Raw genomic sequence first — 17,430 nt, 5'->3', positions numbered from 1 at the left:
GCCCGGTCCCTGAGCTTGGCGACGGGCACTGTTCACCTGCGCGACACCGGCAGGCCCCGATCGCGCTACGTCGCGACCCTAGCTTGTCCTCCAGACGACGGACGCGGTATCCGACGGCCCGACAGCACGGGCGGCCGCCGACGTCACTGGAGGAACCGTGAACACCAGGCGTATGACCGCCCTCGCCATCGTCGCACTCGCCGCGACCGCGCTCACCGCATGCTCCGCCGGAGCGGACACCGGAGCCGGCTCCGACGTCGACGCCAAGACGGCGACCTCCGCCGAGGACTTCGGCGGGATGGACGCGCTCGTCGAAGCGGCGAAGGCCGAGGGCCAGCTGAACGTCATCGCCCTCCCCGACACCTGGGCGAACTACGGGAAGATCATCTCCGCGTTCGAGGACAAGTACGACATCACGGTCAACTCGGCCGACCCCGACGTCTCGAGTGCCGAGGAGATCACGGCCGCGAAGAACCAGCAGGGCCAGGACACCGCTCCCGACGTCTTCGACCTCGGCTCCGCCGTCGCCCTCGACAACCTCAAGCAGTTCGCGCCGTACCAGGTCGCCAACTGGGACGACATCCCGGAGGGCTCGAAGGAGAAGACCGGCCTGTGGGTGTACGACTACACCGGCCTCGTCTCCATCGGCTACGACGCGGACGCCGTCCCCGCGCCGAAGTCGCTCGACGACCTCCTCGGCTCCGAGTTCGCGGGCAAGGTCGCGCTGAACGGCGACCCGACCCAGGCCGGTGCCGCCGCGGCCGGCGTCTACCTCGCCGCCCTGCAGTCCGGTGGTTCGGCCGACGACATCCAGCCCGGTGTCGACTTCTTCCAGAAGCTCAACCAGGCGGGCAACTTCCTGCCGCTCGACCCGACCCCGGCGACGATCGCCTCGGGTGAGACCCCCGTCGTGATCGACTGGAGCTACAACAACCTCGCCGCCGCGACTGAGAACGAGGGCCAGCGCAACTGGAAGACCACCGTCCTCCCGGGTTCGGCCGTCGGCAGCTACTACAACCAGGCCATCAACGTGGACGCGCCGCACCCCGCGGCCGCGCGACTCTGGCAGGAGTTCATCTTCAGCCCCGAGGCGCAGAACCTGTACCTCGCCGCCGGCGCGTACCCCTCGACCCTCGCCGCGATGGTCGAGGCCGACACCGTCGACCAGAAGGCGCTCGACGCCGTGGGCGAGATGCCCGCCGACCTCGTGCAGTTCACGCCCGAGCAGACCGAGCAGGCCACCTCGCTGCTCGCCGAGAAGTGGGCGGCAGCGATCTCCTGATGACCACCTCCGCCACCCGGCGGAGTGAGGCGGGGTCGGCACACGCCGGCCCCGCCGTCTCGCTCCCGCCCACCGACGCATCGGACGCCTCGGCCGAACCCGCTGCGGCGCGCCCCCGCCGCCGTCCGCGCTGGGCGCTCCTCGGCCTGACGCCGTTCGCGCTGTACGCCCTGCTCTTCCTCGCGGTCCCGACGTTCCTCGCCCTCGCCACCGGTTTCTTCGACGGCGACGGCGCGTTCACGCTCGACAACCTCACGGCGCTCGCCGAACCGGCGGTCCTCGGGGCCTTCGCCAGCTCCTTCTGGGTCTCCGCCGTCACCGCGGTCGCCGGAGCCGTCGTCGGAGCCCTCGTCTGCTACGCGCTCCTCGCGGTCCGGCCCGACGGACTCATCCGCACCTTCGTCGATGCGGCTTCGAGCGTCCTCGCCCAGTTCGGTGGCGTCATGCTCGCCTTCGCCTTCATCGCGACCATCGGCATCAAGGGCCTCGTCACCGTGTTCCTCAAGGACCGCCTCGGGGTCGACCTCTTCGCCGACGGCGTGTGGCTCTACCAGGTCCCGGGCCTCCTCCTGCCGTACCTGTACTTCCAGGTGCCGCTCATGGTCATCACCTTCATGCCGGCGATGGAGGGGTTGAAGCGGACCTGGTCCGAGGCGAACGCGACCCTCGGCGGCACCCGCTTCACCTACTGGACCCGGATCGCGATGCCGATCCTCGCCCCCTCCTTCCTCGGGTCGCTCCTGCTGTTGTTCGCGAACGCGTTCTCGAGCTATGCGACCGCCGCCGCGCTCATCAGCCAGGGGGCGCAGATCGTGCCACTCCAGATCCGCGGTGCCCTCATCAGCGAAACCGTCCTCGGCCGGGAGAACCTCGCCGGTTCGCTCGCGATCGGGATGATCGTCGTGATGGTCGTCATGATGACGGCCTACTCCGCCCTCCAGGCGCGGACGGAACGGTGGCAGCGATGAGCGCCGTCCGCGACTCGGCCACGCCGTCGAAGCTCACGAGCCGGGTCATCCTCATCGTCGTCGCGGTGGTGTTCGCCGTCCCGATCCTGTCGATGGTCGAGTTCACCCTGCGCGCCGGGATCGACGGCGGCCACGACCTCGGCCACTGGGCTGCGATCCTCGACCCGGAGAACTCGCGGAAGTACCGGGTGCTCTTCCAGGGCATCGGCAACTCCGTCGTGCTCGCCGCGGTGACCGTGCTGATCGTCGTGGTGCTCCTGCTGCCGACGATGATCCTCGTCAAGCTCCGCTTCCCGAAGCTGCAGCGGGTCCTCGAGTTCGTCTGCATCATCCCGATCACCGTGCCGGCCATCGTGCTCGTCGTCGGACTCGCGCCGGTCTACTCGGTCGTGGCCAGGCTGCTCGGCAGTGCGCCGTGGACGCTCGCGTTCGCGTACGGGATCACGGTGCTGCCGTACGCCTACCGGGCGATCGCCGCGAACCTGCAGTCGGTCGACGTCGGCACCCTCGCCGAGGCCGCGCGCACGCTCGGCGCCGGCTGGGGGACCGTCCTCGTCCGCGTCCTGCTGCCCAACCTGCGTCGCGGCGTGCTGACGGCGTCGGTCATCTCGGTCGCCGTCGTCCTCGGTGAGTACACGATCGCCTCGCTCCTCGGACGCAACACGCTGCAGACCTCGCTCGTGCAGGTGTCGAAGAGCGACCCCTTCGTCGCGGTGGCCTTCGCCCTGCTGGCGCTCGCCTTCGCCTTCGTCCTGCTGTTCATCATCGGCCGCGTCGGATCGATCCGCCGCATCAGGGAGACACCATGACCACCATCGACCAGTCGGCACCCGCAGCGACGCCCGGAGACGGACGCCCGGCCGGCGCGGCGGTGTGGTTCGATCGCGTCGTGAAGGACTACGGCTCGGGTGCCCGTGCCCTCGACGGCGTGAGCCTCGACCTCGCGCCCGGTGAGTTCGTCGCGTTGCTGGGGCCGTCGGGGTGCGGGAAGACGACCGCGCTCCGCAGCCTGGCGGGGCTCGAAGACATCACCTCGGGGAGCGTGCTCATCGACGGGGTCGACGTCGTGTCCGTGCCGACGAACAAGCGCGACCTCGGCATGGTGTTCCAGTCGTACTCGCTGTTCCCACACCTCACGGTGCTCGAGAACGTCGAGTTCGGCCTGCGCATGCGGAAGGTGCCGGCGGCCGAGCGACGGACGCGTGCCGCCGAGAGTCTCGACCTCGTCGGCCTCGGCCACCTCGCCGCCCGCTACGCCCACCAGCTCTCGGGCGGGCAGCAGCAGCGCGTCGCCCTCGCCCGGGCGTTGGTCACGCGTCCTCGGGTCCTCCTCCTCGACGAGCCGCTCAGCGCACTCGACGCCAAGGTGCGCGTCCAGCTGCGCGACGAGATCCGTCGGATCCAGTCGGAGCTGCAGATCACGACCCTCTTCGTCACGCACGACCAGGAGGAGGCGCTCGCCGTCGCCGACCGGGTCGCCGTCATGCGTGCCGGCGTCATCGAGCAGATCGGGACGCCGGAGGAGCTCTACTCGCGGCCGTCGTCGCCGTTCGTCGCGGAGTTCATCGGCCTGAGCAACCGGATCCCGGGTGTGCTCGTGCCCGGTGGGGTCGAGGTGCTCGGGCAGGTGCTCCCGGTGATCGGCGAGCAGCCGGGGGATGGTGCCGTCGTCGCGCTCGTCCGGCCTGAGGACGTCGTGTTCGCCGACGCGACGGAGCCCACGGTCGGGTCTGCTGCGGTCGTGCTCACCTCGAGCTTCCTCGGCCCGGTGCGTCGCACGACCGTCGAGCTGCCGGACGGCACGCTGGTCGCGGTGCAGCACGGCGCGACGGAACGACTGGAGGCGGGGGAGTCCGTCCGCATCCGCTTCGCCGGTCGTCCCGTCCCGGTGCAGACGGCCTGAGGCCCCTCACCGGCGGGGAGCGGCTACGCCTTCGCGTTCTGTCGTGGCACGACGACCTGCTTGATGATCAGCAGGATCGACGCCGTCACCGGGATGGAGACGAGGGCGCCGAGCAGCCCGATGAGCGAACCGCCGACCATCGCGCCGATGACGACGAGGGCGCCGGGCACCGAGACCGCCTTGTTCATGACCCGCGGCGTCAGCACGTACGACTCGATCTGCATGTAGACCAGGTAGTAGACGATGACGACGAGTGCCGTCGTCGGTGAGTCGAACAGCCCGACGGTCGCGACGATGACGGTCGCGATGATCGAGCCGACGAGAGGGATGAGCGTCACGAAGAAGATGACGACGGCGAGGATCCCGGCGTACGGCACCCCGACGATGAGCATCATGATGAGCCCGAGGACGGCGTTGATCCCGGCCAGCACCACCATGCCGCTCACGTACCCGCCGATGGAGGCGGTGATCTGGTCGGTGATCGACACGACGCGCGGCCGGGAGCGACGGGGCACGAGGGAGGTGAACGCGTTCTTCATCGCCTGCATGGACGCGAGGAAGTAGAGCGCGAGGACGAGGGCGATGAAGCCGCCGAAGAAGCCGTTCGCGATGCCGACGCCGAGGTTGAGGGCGCCGCCGGCCAGGACGACCCACGTCTTCGGGTCGGCGGCCACCCCGTAGAGCCAATCGAGCGCGCCCTGGAGATCGACGCCCGGACCGAGGTAGTCGCTCAGGGACCGGAACCACTCCTGGTCCTGGATGCCGGTGAGGAAGGCGGGGGCGTTGCTCACCAGCTCGACGGCCTGCCGGGTGACGACGGGGATGACGAGGGCCAGGAGGATCGCGAGCAGGACGGCGAAGGCGGCGAAGACGATCGCGATGGCGAACGGGCGCTTGATGCCTCGTGCCTCGAGTCGGACGACGACCGGGTCGAGGCCGAGGGCGATGAAGAGTCCGACCGCGATGGAGACGAGGATGGTCGACAGCGAGCCGAGGGTGAGGACGAGCAGGATGGCCGCGAGGGCACCGAGTGCTCCGACGAAGCCGATCGCGAAGGGGCGCTGGAGGGTCGTCCTGACGGTGGTCGTCAACTCGGCCGGGCGGTGGGCGCGGAACCGGACACGCTGCTGACGTGCCGCCGGACGCAGCTGCTGGTGGCGATGGGGCGTACTCGTCATGCCGCAAGCGTATTGCCCACCGCCCGTTTGCCCGACAGCTGTCGTGGTACCGGAGGATGAGACCGGGTCCCGCAGGATCACCCGGCTGCGGGATGTGTCGGGTGTTCGCGTTCAGGACGATGGGAACATGTCATCGATCACCCGCTCGCACGCCGTCCATACCCGGGTCACCGCACCGCTGCGGGCGGTCCCGCTCACGGAGCCGATGCCGGGCCGGCGCGACGAGGCCGCGGAGCAGGGAGTGGTCGCCGAGCGCGTCAGCGCTACTGCGCACGTCGCCGCGGGCGCTGCCGGGGTCGATCTCACCGCCTCGGTCGAGCCGACCCAGACGCCCGCGGCCGCAGCCGGCGGGACCGACGCCGGAACAGGTCTCCGCTTCCTCGGCGCGGGCTGGGCAGCCGACGCGGCGGTCTTCGCCCAGTACCGCCGCCGCGGCAACTGACCGCGAGGTCCACGCCGGGTCCACCTCGCGGATGACCCGGGCGGGGGAGCTTGCATCGCCCGGCCGACGCGCTGCGGGACACCCGCCGCCGACGATGGGAGCATGAACACTTCGATCCTCTCCGCTCGCGGACTCACGAAACAGTACGGGCCGACCGTCGCCCTCGCCGGCGTCGATCTCGACATCCTCCCCGGTGAGTCGGTCGCCATCATGGGTGCCTCCGGCTCCGGCAAGACGACGCTCATGCATGCGCTCGCGGGGATCGTCACCCCCGATACCGGCTCGATCGCCTTCAGCACCCCGACGGGCGTCGTCCGCGTCGATCAGCTCGACGAACGCCACCGCTCGCAACTGCGGCGCGAGTCCTTCGGCTTCGTCTTCCAGCAGGGCCTGCTCATCCCCGAGCTGACCGCCGTCGAGAACGTCGCGATCGCCCTGATGCTCGGCGGGACACCGCGGATCGCCGCCGAGTCGAGTGCGGCAGCGTGGCTCGCCGCTTTGGGACTGGCCGGCATGGAGACCCGCCGGATCGGCGAACTGAGCGGTGGTCAGGCGCAGCGCGTCGCGATCGCCCGCGCTCAGGTGACCGGTGCGCCGATCGTCTTCGCCGACGAGCCGACCGGCGCGCTCGACTCCCGGACCTCCGCCGACGTCATGGGGGCGCTGCTCCACGCGACCACCGGGCAGGGACGCACGCTCGTCCTCGTGACGCACGACGAGACGGTCGCCGCGCGGTGCTCTCGGATCATCCGCCTCGCCGACGGTCGGATCATCGGGCAGCCGGGCGGGGTCGGCGGACCGACCCCGGCGCAGCAGTTCGCGAGCGGGCAGGCACCCGTGCCGCAGCAGGCGCAGCAGCCGTACCCGCCGCAGCAGCCCCCGTACCAGCAGCAGCCCGCCGGGCAGCCGTTCCCGCAGCAGCCATACCCCCAGCCCGCTGCGCAGCCGTACCCGCCGCAGACCTACCCGGGTCAGGCGACCGGTGTCGTCCCGAACGGAGCCCGACCGTGACCGCCGCACTCGGGGTCGCACCGACCCGGATCCCGGTCCCCGCCGGCAGCGGTCGCAGTCCCGTCGTCCGTCTCACCTGGATGCTCGCCCGCCCCGGCGCGCAGAGCCCTGCGACGATCGTGCTCCCGGCGGTCGCGTTCGCCGTTACCACCGCACTCGTCCTCACGGTGCTCGGCGGCGCGATGATGTTCTGGCGGTGGACCGGTGAGACGGCCTTCGTCTACCAGGTGCTCAGTGTGCTTGCGCTGGCCCTGCTGCTCGTCCCGCTCGGCTCGCTCGGCGGGGCCGCCGCGCGGCTCTCCGCACGGCGCCGCGACGACCGACTCGCCACCCTCCGACTCCTCGGCGCGACACCCGGCACGGTCACGGCGATGACCGTCCTCGAGTCGGCCGGGGTCGCCCTGCTCGGTGCGTTCGCCGGGATCCTGCTGTACCTCGGCATGCTGCCGCTCGTCGGGCTCATTCCGTTCGGTGGTTCCCCGATCGGGGTCGAGGGCGTCTGGGTCGGTGTCCCGATCATCGCCGCGGTGGTCCTCGGGGTCGTGCTGCTCGCAGCAGCGAGCGCCGCCATCGGTCTCCGCGCCGTGAACGTGAGTCCGCTCGGCGTCCGCACGAAGCAGCAGGCGCCGACCGTGCACTGGCTGCGCATCGTCGTCGGGGTCGTCGTCGTGATCGTCGCCTACGGCATGCTCTCCGTCGTGACGGGGTTGCAGGAGGTAGCCGCCATCATCGCCGTGCTGGGCGTCGGGTTCGCCGCCGGTGTGGGCGTGCTCGGATTGATCGGCCCCTGGGTGGTCGGGATGATCGGCCGTGGGTCGGCCAAGCGTGCCAAGACACCTGAGCGGCTCCTCGGTGCACGCACGATCCTGGAGTCGCCGAAGGCGGCGTGGCGTCAGGTCAGCGGCGTGGCGATGACGAGTTTCGTCGCCGTCGTCGCCGGGACCGGTGTGGCGCTCATGGATGCCGCCGGCGGTTCCGACCTCGACCGCGAGAGCGCCATCCTCATCGACGACATCCGCACCGGCGTGATCATCACGCTCGTCGCGTCGTTCCTCATGGTCGCGTGCTCCGTCGGGGTGAACCAGGCCTCGGCGGTCCTCGACCGCCGCGACCTCTACGTCAGCCTCGACCGCCTGGGGGTGCCGCGGGACGTCATGGAACGGGCTCGCGGTCGCGCGGTCATGCTGCCCCTGCGGGTGGTCGCGCTGGGCTCGGCCGGACTGGGCGTCCTGCTCGTCCTGCCGATGGCCAGCATCAGTGTCATCCTCGCCCCGCTGTCGGTCCTCGTCATCGTCGGGTGCTTCGCCGGTGGCATCGGGCTCGTGTGGGCGGCCCTTCGCGCGACCCGTCCGGTCGTCTCCGGGGTGCTCCGAGCGCCCGAGCGCGTCTGACCGCCCGGCCCGCACGACGAGAGCGCCCGTTCCGTCCCCTGCATGAAGCGGGGAGGACGGAACGGGCGCCCTCGGTGAGGTCGGGTCAGCCCGTGACGACCGCGATCTCGTTCGGGACGCCGGGCAGCTCACCCGTCGTGATGTCGCCGGACGCGAGATCCACGGCGTGGATCGACTTCGTCGCCGGGTCGGTCACGTAGGCGACACCGTCCTGAACGACGAGCGCCGGGTGGGCGTCCTGCCACTCGGCCGGCGGCTCCCAGGCGTCGATGACCTCGATGGTGTCGGTGACGGCACCCGTCTGCTCGTCGAGGATGTGCAGCGAACCGTCGTTGCCGAGCACGATGACCTCGTCGTTCGGCCCTCGGGCGACGTCGCGCCAGGTGTAGCCGACGCCCTCAGGCAGGTCGACGATCTTCGTCGTCTTCGCGACCGTGTCGGTGAACGCGAGCTGGCGGAGGTCGTAGCCCTCGGCGTCCGGGTCGCTGTTGTAGTCGCCGACCGCGATGGAGGACGTCTCGCTGACGTACTGGTTGCCCGTGCGCCCGTAGGCGTCCGGCGCCTGGATCTTCGTGAAGACGCCGCTGTCGTAGACGAGCACGCCGTCGCTGCAGCCGAACACGACGACCTCGTCCTTGACGGTGCCTTCACCGTGCACCGACGGGCACTGCTCGTTGCGGGCGATCTCGGTGCGCGAGTCGTCGAGCACGCGGACACCGGTCCGGGCGTCCGGGGTGCCGATCGTGGACAGCACGGTGCCGTCCTCGAGCTCGATGGCGACACCGTGGTGCGCGGCCTCCGACGGGATGGTCTCGGTCTCAGGCAGCTCGTCGGTGGCCTCGAGGAGGTCGGCGCTGTCGAAGATCGTCGTGTCGCCGGAGCCGTCGGCGAACAGGATGGTCTTGTCGGCGTGACGGACGACGTGGCCTGCGGTGTCGGCGGGGAAGACGAGGTCGGTCAGGACCGGGTCGGCCTGCTTCGAGGTGCCGTCCTCGTCCGTCCATGTCCCGGTGTCGAGGACCTGGAAGCCCTTCGTCGTGGTGACGAGCACGTGCCGCCCGTCGCCGGCGGCGTTCACCCGGTTGAACCCGTCGAGGGGGAGGTCGCCGACCACCTCGAGGGAGGCGGCGTCGAGGACGAGGAGGCCGCCGTCGTAGGTGAGGGTGATCCGACGCTGCGGGTCGGCGGAGGTCGACGCGGTCGCGTCGGGCGCGGAGCCGCTCGCGGTCGAGCAACCGGTGAGGAGGAGGGCCGCGGCGGTGCCGAGGGCGAGGAACGGGACCCGACCGCGCTTCAGGCGCGGAGCCAGGGGACTGCGGTGCTGCTGCTGCTGCATGGTTTCCTATCGGTTCGTGGACGCCCGCTCAGGGCGAGAGTCCGGTGGCGATGCGCTCGGTGTTCGCGCGCATCATGGTGAGGTAGGTGGGGGCGTCGCCCGACTCGGCGGTCAACGACTCGGTGAACAACGGGACGACGGCGACGTCGACGTCCGCCTCGTCGGCGAGCACCTGCACGAGCCGGTCGGGTTGGGAGGAGTCGGCGAAGATCGTCCGGACGCCGGCCTCCTCGATCGCGGTCGACAGTTCGTCGAGGTCCGAGGCGCTGGGCGCCGCGAGCGTGGTGCCGCTCGGGATCACGGCGCCGATGACCTGGAAGTCGTAGCGGGCGGAGAGATACCCGAACACGTGATGGTTGGTGACGAGCTTCCGCTGCTCGGCCGGGATGGCGGCGAACGCCTCGGCCATCTCGGCGTCGAGCGCCTCGAGCCCGGCCGTGTACGTGGCGGCGTTCGCCTGCAGCTCGGCCGCGTCGAGCGTGGGGATCTCCTCGAGCAACGCCTCGGTGACCCCGTCCACGACCGACGTCATCTGCGTCGGGTCGGTCCAGAAGTGCGGATCGGTCGCGCCCGACTCGGTCTCGAGGACGTCGACGAGCGAGCCGGCCTCGACGATCGGCACCTCTTCGTCGGCCGCGGTCTCCAGGTGCTGGGTGAGTCCCTCCTCGAGTCCCAGGCCGTTCGACACGAGCAGCTGCGCACCGGTGATGCGTGCCGCCTGCCGCGCGGAGATCTCGAAGGAGTGCGGATCGGCGTCGGGCGGCATGAGGGTCATGACCTCGGCCTGGTCACCGACGAGTTCACCGACGACGTCGCCGAGGATGTTCGTGGTCACGACGACGAGCGGGCGGTCGTCGGCGCTCGCCGCACAGCTCGTCAGGCCGGTTCCGAGCACGAGGCCGGCCGCGAGGACGGCGGTCGTGCGCAGGAGGGCGGTCGTCCGGGGGATGGTCGCTCGCATGGTCAGCGTCCCGTCTCGGCGAGGAACGCCGGTGCCGTGTCGAAGGTGAAGGTGCGGGCGATCCGCGCAGCGTCGCCGTAGTCGATCTCGGAGACGGTGCGCGTGCCCGGGGTGTTCAGGTAGGCGCGGTTCTGGTCGACCTCCAGTTGGACGCCCGTGGCGAGGTCGGCTCCACCGACGAGTGCGGCCGCGGTCCCCGTCACGGCGCCGGTGGCGCCGTCGAGGACGAGGAGGTCGCCGGTCGTCGTGAGGCCCACGACGTGCTGGTCGCGGTCGTCGACGGCGGTGACGAGCTGGAGCGGCGTGGAGGTCGGCAGCAGGGCCCAGCTGCGCTCGCGGGTGTCGAGCAGCCAGGCGCCGGAGGTGCCGGCGACGGCGGCGACCGTCGGACGACCGGGGCGCGAATGGAAGGACATCGCGCGGTCGTCGGCGGCGACAGCCTGTGGATAGGGGATCGCCTCGAACGTGGGGACCGGGTCGGCCTCGCTCGAGCTGCGGTCGACGACGGCGAGGACCGCGCCCTCCGCGCAGCTGATGACGACGCCGACGTTCGTCGTGATGCTGCCGGCCGGATCGGTGCACCCGGCGAGCACAGCGTCGGCAGCGGTCACGGACGCCGACGAAGGGTCGAGGAGGTCGCCGTCGACGCCGTGGAGATGCAGCCTCCCGCTCCCGTCGGATGCGACGACCGTCTCGCCGATCGGCACGGTGAGCCCGGGAGCACCGGGCGAGGTCCGGATCCGACCGGACTGCGTGATGTCGCCCCTGCCGAGTGCGGCGGTGTCGAGCAGGAGTGTCTCGCCCGAACCGGCGAACCGCACGGCGGTGGTCGTCGAACCCGCGGTGATCGTCGCTGGTCCGTCGCCCTCGATCTCGCCCACGACCCGCGCCTCGGCGCGGTAGTAGTGCTGGTGGTCCTCATGATCGACCGTCCACACACCGGTGTCGATGATCGTCACGGTGCCGGCGGGCTCGGACTGCGCGGCGACGAACCGACCGTCGCCCGTGAGCGCCGAGATCGGGCCGAGCTCGGCGAGCGTCGTGCGCTCCTCGCTGAGCAGGTCGGTCAGCTCGACGGTGCCGTCGACGTCGGCGGTCGCGAGGTGCAGTTGCGGCTCGGGGAGCTCACTCGCGCCCTCGACGTAGCCGTGTCCGCGCGGTTCGTCCGAGGCCGACGCGGTGGGTGATGCCGACCCCTGCGGCGCGCAGGCGGTGAGGGTCAGTGCGAGGGCGCCGAGAGTGAGCGCGGTGCGTGTGACGCGGGGGAGCCGGTCGTCGGTCGGGCGGGAGCCGCCTGGTCGGATGGTCGGTCGGAGGAGTCGGTGCACGGTGCGCTTTCCAGGTGGGTCGGTTCGGAGAGGTGGTCGTCGGGGTGGTCGAGGTGTCGGTCGGTGGGCCGCCGGAGCCGTCCGACGAGCGCCCGCGCGCCCCAGGACACCGTGGCGAGCAGGATCGAGCAGGCGGCGATGGACGCTCCGGCCGCGGTGTCGCCGTACCAGGAGAGGAGCAGGCCGAGCAGCACGGCGAGGCCGCCGAAGCCCGAGGCGAGCAGCATGATGAGCGGGATGCGACGCGCCCAATGGGCCGCGGCGACGGCCGGCCCGAGGAGGAGGGCCACGACGAGCAGCGTGCCGACGGCACTGTAGGAGGCGACGACCGCGAGGGTCACGAGGCCGACGAGCATCGCGTGGGCGAGTCTCGGCCGGAGGCCCATGGTCTGCGCGACCCGGCGGTCGAAGGCGAGCGCGACGAACGGGCGGTGGAAGGCGACCGCGACGCCCACGGTGACGAGAAGGGCGATGGCGAGGCCCGCCAGGTCCGCGGGCCGGATGGCGAGGATGTCGCCGAAGAGGATCGCCGTGAGGTCCGTGGCGAACGATCTGCTCGACGACACGATGATGACCCCGAGGGCCAGCATGCCGACGAAGAGGAGACCGATCGAGGTGTCGTGGGACAGCCTGCCGCGCCGCGAGACGAGGCTGACGCCGGCGGTCATGACGACTGCGCTGACGGCTGCGCCGGCGACCGGCGGCAGGCCGAGGAGCGCGGCGGTGGCGACGCCGGGCAGCATGCCGTGGGCCATCGCCTCCCCGAGGAACGCGAGGCCGCGGAGGACGACCCAGGTGCCCACGACACCGCAGACGGCCGCCACCAGCAGACCGCCGACGAGGGCGCGCAGGAGGAAGGCCGCGGTGAACGGCTCGGTGATCCAGGTCATGGTCGAGCACTCTACATGAAAATGATTCTCAGTATTGATAGGGTGAAGACATGCGATCCGCGACGAGCACCCCTCGCCCTCCGATGGCGGGACGGCCCGTCGTGTCCGGCATCCGACTCCACGACGTGTCGGCCGAGTACGACGGCGCGCGCGTCCTGCACGGGATCTCGGTCGAGGTCGGGGCGGCCGCCATCACCGTCGTCACCGGGGCGAACGGAGCGGGGAAGTCGACGTTGCTCGCGGTGATCGCGGGCCTACACCGACCGAGCTCGGGCGGCGTCGACGGCCTCGACGGTCGGTCCGCCGCCTACGTCCCGCAACGCAGTGCCGTGCCCGAGCGCTTCCCGGTCACGGTGCGCGATGTCGCATCGATGGGACGCTGGCCGACGCTGCGTCGTCGGTGGGGTCGACTCGGGGCGAGGGACCGCCGTATCGTCGACGAGAGCCTCGCCCGCCTCGACGTCCTGCACCTCGCCGGACGCTCCTTCGGTGAGCTGTCGGGTGGACAGCGCCAGCGGGTCCTCGTCGCGCAGGCGCTCGCGCGTGAGGCCGACCTCCTGCTGCTCGACGAGCCGACCGTCGGTCTCGATCGTGCGGCTGGGCTGGCGATCCGCGAGGTGCTCCGGGCGGAGGCCGACCGCGGCGCGACGGTGGTGGAGGTGACGCACGATCCGGTCGCGGTCGCCGAGGCCGACGCGCGGCTGCATCTCGAGACGGGCTGTCTCGTCGAGGCTCCGCGGTGAACCGGCTGGGGATCGCCCGGCGACCCGTCTACCGCCCCGGGCGCGTTGCTAGAGTTTTCGCATGAGTCAGGCCGAGCAGCAACCCGAACCCACGACCGGCGCCGCTGCGGCGGACGCCCAGGCGGCCACCGAGCGATTGGGCCGCCTGCGGAGCAGCATCGACAACATCGACGCGGCGCTCGTCCACCTGCTGGCCGAGCGGTTCAAGTGCACCCAGGAGGTCGGTCGTCTGAAGGCCGAGCACGACATGCCCGCGAGCGATCCGGCGCGCGAGCAGCGGCAGATCACCCGTCTCCGGGCGCTCGCCGAGGAGTCGCACCTCGACCCGGCCTTCGCCGAGAAGTGGTTCAACTTCGTCGTCGCCGAGGTCATCCACCACCACGAGCGTCTCGCCAACCAGCACTGATCCCGCGTGTTCCCTTCGGCCAGCGCGGTGCGCTGACGCGAGCGCGGGTCTGTGGCGTGAGCGCGGGTCTCCGGAGGGTCGCGCCCACGCGTGTGGCCCGCGGTGAGGCCCGTTCGCGTGCGATCAGGCCCGTCCGCCCACACTCGGCCCGATTCGCTCGCGGTCGCGTCGGCGCACCGCGCTGGCACCTCGGGTGAGCCAGGGCAAGGGGTCACGCTTCTTCGGGCGGTGTCCAGCGTCCTGCGCCATCATGAGTCCATGACCTGGAACGCCGACTCCCTGCCCGATCAGACCGGACGCGTCGTCCTCGTCACCGGAGCGAACGCCGGCCTCGGCTTCTGGACGAGTCTCGGGCTCGCACGAGCGGGCGCGGAGGTCGTGCTCGCGTCGCGGAGCGCGACGAAGACGCAGGCGGCGATGCGGGCGATCCGGGTGAAGGTGCCCGACGCCCGGCTCAGCCACCTCCCCTTCGACACCTCCTCGCTCGACTCGGCGCGCGCGGCGGGCGAGCGACTCGCGGACCTCGACCGTCTCGACGCCCTCGTCGCGAACGCCGGGATGGTGCACATGCCGAAGGAGCGGCAGGAGACGGCCGACGGCATCGAGCTGGTCTTCGCGACGAACGTCGTCGGCCACGCCGCCCTGCTCGCCGAAGCCCTGCCGGTGTTGCAGCGCACGGCGGACGCCCACGATTCCGCGCCGCGCGTCGTGCTCCTCGGAAGCCTCTCCACCCTGCTCGTCCGGTTCCATGGCGACGACCTGCAGCTCCGTGACGGGTACAGCGGCTGGCAGGCGTACGCCCAGTCCAAGATCGCCCTCTCGTCGCTCGGCTTCGAGCTCGACCGTCGGCTCGCGGCGTCGCACAGCACCGTCCGGGCCCTCGTCGCACACCCCGGCTACTCGGTCAACGGACTCGACCGTCGCGTCCCCGGCGTCAACGAGCCGACCCGTGGGCGCCGCTTCTCCGACACCCTGCAGTCCGTCTACGCGCAGAGCAAGCAGCGGGGTGCCGAGCCCACGCTCCGGGCGATCACCGACGAGGCGGCCGACGGAGGTTGGTTCTACGGTCCCCGGTGGCTCACGAAGGGCGACGCCGTGCGGCAGACCCCGGCAGCGATCACGACCGACAGGGACGTCGCGGCGGCGCTCTGGACCGACCTCGAGCGGCTCATCGGGACGCCCATCCTCCCGGCCCCATGAGCACAGCCGTCAGCGCATCGCGCCGGCACGAGTGCGGGGCAATCGGCCCCAGCGCGGTGCGCTCGCGCGACGGCGCCTCAACCGGCGTGACCGCAGGGCATGGCGCTGAGCGCACCCCTCCGGAGACCCGCGCTCGCGCCACAGACCGGCGCTGACGTCAGCGCACCGCGCTGGCGCAACCAGAGCTCAGTCGGCGGGGGTCGCCGGCGGCTGCAGGACGCGCAACCACTCCTCGGTCTGCGCGACATGCGCTGATGCCGCCCCGGCGGCCCCGACGGGGTCGCGCGAGATGATCGCCTCGGTCATCGCCCGGTGACCGCGGTTGCTGACCCGACGCAGCTCATCGCCGGCGGGCAGGCTGAAGACGTCGTAGGCACGTGATCGCGACCGGAAGACCTGGAGCAGAGCTGTCAGCGTGGCGTTCCCGGCCGTCCGTGCGATGAGTTCGTGGAACCGGTGGTCCAGCTCGCTCGACTCGGCGGGGTCGGTCGTGCGTTCCATCGCCTCCACCAGTTCGGAGAGTTCAGCGCGTACCTCGTCACTCGCGCGGGCAGCGGCCTGCGAGGTGGCGTGGGTCTCGAGCACCCGCCGCAGCTCGTACATCTGCAGGAGACCGTCGAGGGGGAGGAGATCGACCGTGAGCGACAGGCTGCCGATGATCTCCTCGGGCCGGAGCATCGACACGTAGGTGCCCGAGCCGTGCCGCGACTCGATGATCCCGAGGGCGGCCAGCATGCGGACGGCCTCACGGAGGGACCCGCGTGACACGCCGAGTTCGTCGCAGAGCTCGTTCTCGGCCGGGAACCGCTGCCCCGCCACGAGTCGTCCCGACGCGATCATGTGTCGCAGGCCGTGGAACGCGGTGTCGACTGCGGACATGCGGCTCCTCCTCAGGGGTCGTCCCGCCATCGTAGCGGCCCGTCACCGGTGATCCGCGAGCCGCCGCGGACCATGAGACATCCGATGACTCCACCTTCGAAGACCAAGTCATCCGATGAGTCGATACGGAAACGACCTGAGCGATCACTTGTAACACGACAGAAACCCAAGTCATCAAACGTTGCCCCTATGGTTATCGGACAATCCACTGCATAATCGACTCGGAGGAACGTCACTGTGGACACTCGCACCATCGCACGGCCAGCGCCGCTCACGCTCGGCGACGGCCGACCGGCAACGGCCGGGTGGACGCTGGATCCGACCAAGCGCCACATCAACCACGGATCCTTCGGGGCGGTCCCGATCGTCGCGCAGGAGCACCAGCAGGCCCTCCGCCGCGAGATGGAGGCCGCGCCCCTCACCTGGTTCCCGGCCCTCCCCGCCAAGGTCGGCGCCGCCCGTGTCGGGATCGCCGACTTCCTCGGGGCGTCGGTCGACCAGCTCGCCATGGTTCCGAACGCGAGCGCCGGGGCGAGCGTCGTCTTCTCCAGCCTCCCCGTGCAGCGCGGCCTCGAGATCATCGTCACCGACCACGGCTACGGCGCCGTCACGATGGGAGCGGAGCGCCTCGCGCGTCGCTGGGGCGGCACCGTCCGGACCGCCCGCATCCCGCTCGACGCCGACGCGCAGACCGCCCACGACGCCGTCGTCGCCGAGTTCAGCGACCGCACGGCCCTCATCGTGATGGACCAGATCACCTCGCCGACCGCCCGACTCCTGCCGGTCCAGCAGATCGCCGCCACCGCCCGCGCCGCCGGCATCCCCACGCTCGTCGACGCCGCCCACGTGCCCGGCCTCTACGCCGATCCCATGCGCGACCTCGACTGCGACTTCTGGGTCGGCAACCTGCACAAGTTCGGGTGCGCCCCGCGCGGTGCCGCCGTCCTCGTCGCCCGCAGCCCGCTCGCGCAGGAGCTCTACCCGCTCATCGACTCCTGGGGCTCCCCGTACCCGTTCCCGCAGCGCTTCGACACCCAGGGCACGGTCGACGTCACGAGCTACCTCGCCGCGGCGACCTCGCTCGGGTTCATCGAGGACGTCTGGGGCTGGTCGGCCGCCAGGGACTACATGACCGAGCTCGCCGACTACGCGGTCGAGGTGGTCGCCGACGCCGTGACCGCCATCACCGGCGAGGACAGCCACGTCGACGTGGGCATGCCCGTCAACGCCCTCCGGCTCGTCAAGCTCCCGACCGGCCTCGCGACGACCCACGCGACCGCGGACGGGCTCCGCGACCGCGTCTCCGCCGAGCTCGGTGTCGAGGGCGCGTTCACGAGCCTCGACGGGATCGGCTACGTCCGACTCTCCACCCACGTCTACAACACCCCCGAGGACTTCGAACACTTCGCCGAGCACGCCGTCCCGGTGCTCGCGCGATGGGCCGAGGAGGAACGCGCTGCCACGAGCTGAGCGCGGACCCGCCCGACCCGACATCACCACACCCGCACCACC

16 protein-coding genes and 1 pseudogene are annotated in these 17,430 nt (G+C 71.2%); 11 read left to right on the top strand and 6 right to left on the bottom strand.

Annotation, left to right across the window (positions count from 1 at the left end; translation table 11 throughout):
* Window positions 1-172 precede the first annotated feature (172 nt).
* The 4 genes from A4X17_RS13050 to A4X17_RS13035 are packed head-to-tail and all read left to right on the top strand — an operon-like array spanning window position 173 to window position 4,153.
* A complete protein-coding gene (locus A4X17_RS13050) occupies window positions 173-1,282 on the top strand; it encodes an ABC transporter substrate-binding protein (RefSeq protein WP_064296115.1) in 1,110 nt (369 codons plus the stop codon).
* Window positions 1,282-2,250 (top strand): ABC transporter permease subunit, encoded by a 969-nt coding sequence (locus tag A4X17_RS13045; protein ID WP_064296120.1) that lies wholly within the window; start codon window positions 1,282-1,284, stop codon window positions 2,248-2,250. The genes A4X17_RS13050 and A4X17_RS13045 overlap by 1 nt, the downstream gene beginning before the upstream one ends.
* Complete coding sequence (locus A4X17_RS13040; RefSeq protein ID WP_064296114.1) at window positions 2,247-3,059, top strand: ABC transporter permease subunit; 813 nt, start codon at window positions 2,247-2,249, stop codon at window positions 3,057-3,059. Before A4X17_RS13045 ends, A4X17_RS13040 begins: the two co-directional genes overlap by 4 nt.
* Complete coding sequence (locus A4X17_RS13035) at window positions 3,056-4,153, top strand: ABC transporter ATP-binding protein (RefSeq protein ID WP_064296113.1); 1,098 nt, start codon at window positions 3,056-3,058, stop codon at window positions 4,151-4,153. The genes A4X17_RS13040 and A4X17_RS13035 overlap by 4 nt, the downstream gene beginning before the upstream one ends.
* Window positions 4,154-4,176: 23 nt before the next feature.
* Here the strand turns inward: A4X17_RS13035 and A4X17_RS13030 are convergent, their stop codons facing one another.
* Window positions 4,177-5,331: an AI-2E family transporter gene (locus tag A4X17_RS13030; RefSeq protein ID WP_082916158.1), complete on the bottom strand. Its 1,155-nt coding sequence runs from the start codon at window positions 5,329-5,331 to the stop codon at window positions 4,177-4,179.
* 127 nt (window positions 5,332-5,458) lie between these two features.
* Here A4X17_RS13030 and A4X17_RS13025 point away from each other — a divergent pair, with 127 nt between their 5' ends.
* The 3 genes and pseudogenes from A4X17_RS13025 to A4X17_RS13015 all read left to right on the top strand — a co-directional run bounded on the left by A4X17_RS13025 (window position 5,459) and on the right by A4X17_RS13015 (window position 8,175).
* Window positions 5,459-5,773 (top strand): hypothetical protein, encoded by a 315-nt coding sequence (locus A4X17_RS13025; protein WP_064296112.1) that lies wholly within the window; start codon window positions 5,459-5,461, stop codon window positions 5,771-5,773.
* A gap of 102 nt (window positions 5,774-5,875) precedes the next feature.
* Window positions 5,876-6,550 (top strand): annotated as a pseudogene (locus tag A4X17_RS13020) (ABC transporter ATP-binding protein); the annotation flags it as partial.
* A 230-nt stretch (window positions 6,551-6,780) separates the two neighbouring features.
* Window positions 6,781-8,175 (top strand): FtsX-like permease family protein, encoded by a 1,395-nt coding sequence (locus A4X17_RS13015; RefSeq protein ID WP_231884385.1) that lies wholly within the window; start codon window positions 6,781-6,783, stop codon window positions 8,173-8,175.
* A gap of 85 nt (window positions 8,176-8,260) precedes the next feature.
* On the opposite strand, the gene aztD is transcribed toward A4X17_RS13015, so the two are convergent.
* Genes aztD through aztB form a run of 4 tightly spaced genes read right to left on the bottom strand, consistent with a single transcriptional unit; the run spans window position 8,261 to window position 12,690 of the window.
* Window positions 8,261-9,511, bottom strand: coding sequence for a zinc metallochaperone AztD (gene aztD, locus A4X17_RS13010; protein WP_231884384.1), 1,251 nt, complete (start codon window positions 9,509-9,511; stop codon window positions 8,261-8,263).
* 28 nt (window positions 9,512-9,539) lie between these two features.
* Complete coding sequence (gene aztC / locus A4X17_RS13005) at window positions 9,540-10,472, bottom strand: zinc ABC transporter substrate-binding protein AztC (protein WP_064296111.1); 933 nt, start codon at window positions 10,470-10,472, stop codon at window positions 9,540-9,542.
* 2 nt (window positions 10,473-10,474) lie between these two features.
* On the bottom strand, window positions 10,475-11,800 hold the full coding sequence (locus A4X17_RS13000) for a hypothetical protein (protein ID WP_197479081.1): 1,326 nt from the start codon (window positions 11,798-11,800) through the stop codon (window positions 10,475-10,477).
* A complete protein-coding gene (gene aztB / locus A4X17_RS12995; RefSeq protein WP_064296110.1) occupies window positions 11,692-12,690 on the bottom strand; it encodes a zinc ABC transporter permease AztB in 999 nt (332 codons plus the stop codon). The genes A4X17_RS13000 and aztB overlap by 109 nt, the downstream gene beginning before the upstream one ends.
* A 50-nt stretch (window positions 12,691-12,740) precedes the next feature.
* Here aztB and aztA point away from each other — a divergent pair, with 50 nt between their 5' ends.
* From aztA to A4X17_RS12980, 3 genes are all read left to right on the top strand, one after another.
* Window positions 12,741-13,433 carry a zinc ABC transporter ATP-binding protein AztA gene (gene aztA / locus A4X17_RS12990; RefSeq protein WP_197479080.1) on the top strand — a complete coding sequence of 231 codons (693 nt, stop codon included), beginning with the start codon at window positions 12,741-12,743 and terminating at the stop codon, window positions 13,431-13,433.
* Window positions 13,434-13,494: 61 nt separating this feature from the next.
* Window positions 13,495-13,839 (top strand): chorismate mutase, encoded by a 345-nt coding sequence (locus A4X17_RS12985; protein ID WP_064296108.1) that lies wholly within the window; start codon window positions 13,495-13,497, stop codon window positions 13,837-13,839.
* Window positions 13,840-14,097: 258 nt separating this feature from the next.
* Window positions 14,098-15,039 (top strand): SDR family NAD(P)-dependent oxidoreductase, encoded by a 942-nt coding sequence (locus A4X17_RS12980; protein ID WP_064296107.1) that lies wholly within the window; start codon window positions 14,098-14,100, stop codon window positions 15,037-15,039.
* A 186-nt stretch (window positions 15,040-15,225) separates the two neighbouring features.
* Here the strand turns inward: A4X17_RS12980 and A4X17_RS12975 are convergent, their stop codons facing one another.
* Window positions 15,226-15,918 carry a FadR/GntR family transcriptional regulator gene (locus tag A4X17_RS12975; protein WP_064296106.1) on the bottom strand — a complete coding sequence of 231 codons (693 nt, stop codon included), beginning with the start codon at window positions 15,916-15,918 and terminating at the stop codon, window positions 15,226-15,228.
* Window positions 15,919-16,155: 237 nt separating this feature from the next.
* Between A4X17_RS12975 and A4X17_RS12970 the strand changes: the two genes are divergently transcribed.
* On the top strand, window positions 16,156-17,388 hold the full coding sequence (locus A4X17_RS12970) for an aminotransferase class V-fold PLP-dependent enzyme (protein WP_064296105.1): 1,233 nt from the start codon (window positions 16,156-16,158) through the stop codon (window positions 17,386-17,388).
* Window positions 17,389-17,430 lie beyond the last annotated feature (42 nt).

The organism is Plantibacter sp. H53 (assembly GCF_001650455.1).
GTDB classification, from domain to species: Bacteria; Actinomycetota; Actinomycetes; order Actinomycetales; family Microbacteriaceae; genus Plantibacter; species Plantibacter flavus_A.
The sequence above is the reverse complement of the archived record's forward strand: the minus strand, read 5'-3'. Positions and strand labels throughout refer to the sequence as shown.

Coding starts and splice junctions, on each gene's coding strand:
- A4X17_RS13050 (WP_064296115.1), top strand. CDS start 173: ATGACCGCCCTCGCCATCGTCGCACTCGCCGCGACCGCGCTCACCGCA.
- A4X17_RS13045 (WP_064296120.1), top strand. CDS start 1,282: ATGACCACCTCCGCCACCCGGCGGAGTGAGGCGGGGTCGGCACACGCC.
- A4X17_RS13040 (WP_064296114.1), top strand. CDS start 2,247: ATGAGCGCCGTCCGCGACTCGGCCACGCCGTCGAAGCTCACGAGCCGG.
- A4X17_RS13035 (WP_064296113.1), top strand. CDS start 3,056: ATGACCACCATCGACCAGTCGGCACCCGCAGCGACGCCCGGAGACGGA.
- A4X17_RS13030 (WP_082916158.1), bottom strand. CDS start 5,331: ATGACGAGTACGCCCCATCGCCACCAGCAGCTGCGTCCGGCGGCACGT.
- A4X17_RS13025 (WP_064296112.1), top strand. CDS start 5,459: ATGTCATCGATCACCCGCTCGCACGCCGTCCATACCCGGGTCACCGCA.
- aztD (WP_231884384.1), bottom strand. CDS start 9,511: ATGCAGCAGCAGCAGCACCGCAGTCCCCTGGCTCCGCGCCTGAAGCGC.
- aztC (WP_064296111.1), bottom strand. CDS start 10,472: ATGCGAGCGACCATCCCCCGGACGACCGCCCTCCTGCGCACGACCGCC.
- aztB (WP_064296110.1), bottom strand. CDS start 12,690: ATGACCTGGATCACCGAGCCGTTCACCGCGGCCTTCCTCCTGCGCGCC.
- aztA (WP_197479080.1), top strand. CDS start 12,741: ATGCGATCCGCGACGAGCACCCCTCGCCCTCCGATGGCGGGACGGCCC.
- A4X17_RS12985 (WP_064296108.1), top strand. CDS start 13,495: ATGAGTCAGGCCGAGCAGCAACCCGAACCCACGACCGGCGCCGCTGCG.
- A4X17_RS12980 (WP_064296107.1), top strand. CDS start 14,098: ATGACCTGGAACGCCGACTCCCTGCCCGATCAGACCGGACGCGTCGTC.
- A4X17_RS12975 (WP_064296106.1), bottom strand. CDS start 15,918: ATGTCCGCAGTCGACACCGCGTTCCACGGCCTGCGACACATGATCGCG.